Here is a 753-nt window from a genome sequence, read left to right on the forward strand (position 1 = left end):
TCAGCACGTTTCCGGTATTTTACTGGGACATACTGACCGGTTTTATTTTTAGCTAAAATCGTCGTAAGCCTTGGGTTTGGATCTAATCCAACTCAGGGGGTCACTTTTTTATGAAGTGTTAGCAAGGAAGTGCGGCAGTCAATGCGTTAAACGGGTTCACGTGGTCAATAAGTCCTGTTCAATAAAAGTATAATATGCTTTATAATTAAAATAATATTGTGCTGTGTCAGGGGACATGACTATAAAACGAATTGGCTAATAATTTCAGGGGGAACAAATATGGTTGAAAAAAGTAGGGTTACTAGGGCGTGTGCGACAACTTTAGCTGCCGTGGTGATGCTGGGTGGAAGCATCTTAATGGCGCCGACGAATGTCCAAGCAAGCTCAACTTACCGTCGGATAAAGATCACGAAGACAAGTGCAAAGGCTTATTATTCGACGAGTCTATCAGCTAAAACTTATTCACTAGTTGGTAGTAGTAAAAAGTTAAAGCTTAGAGCGAACCATACTTTAAAGAATTTTCGGAAGACAACTTGGATTCGTTCTAAAAAAGCAACGATCATTAAGCACGGTAAAAAGTATTTATATTATTACGTGACCAACGCTAAGAACGGGAACAGCGGTTGGACGTGGCATAAATATTTAAAGGCCGGTAAAAATTATCAAATGACCAACCCAGTTAAAAAGACGAGCAAAAATTACATTAAAGCCAAGACTGGGAAAGTTTACCAGTTAAACGGTAATAATAATTAC

The 753-nt window shown here is 38.8% G+C and carries 1 pseudogene; it reads left to right on the forward strand.

Annotated elements, in window-relative coordinates:
* Window positions 1-279: 279 nt before the first annotated feature.
* Window positions 280-753: pseudogene (locus tag D1831_RS14265) on the forward strand (hypothetical protein); the annotation flags it as partial.

Origin of the sequence: Lactiplantibacillus garii (assembly GCF_003885105.1) — a bacterium.
In the GTDB taxonomy this organism is placed as follows: domain Bacteria; phylum Bacillota; class Bacilli; order Lactobacillales; family Lactobacillaceae; genus Lactiplantibacillus; species Lactiplantibacillus garii.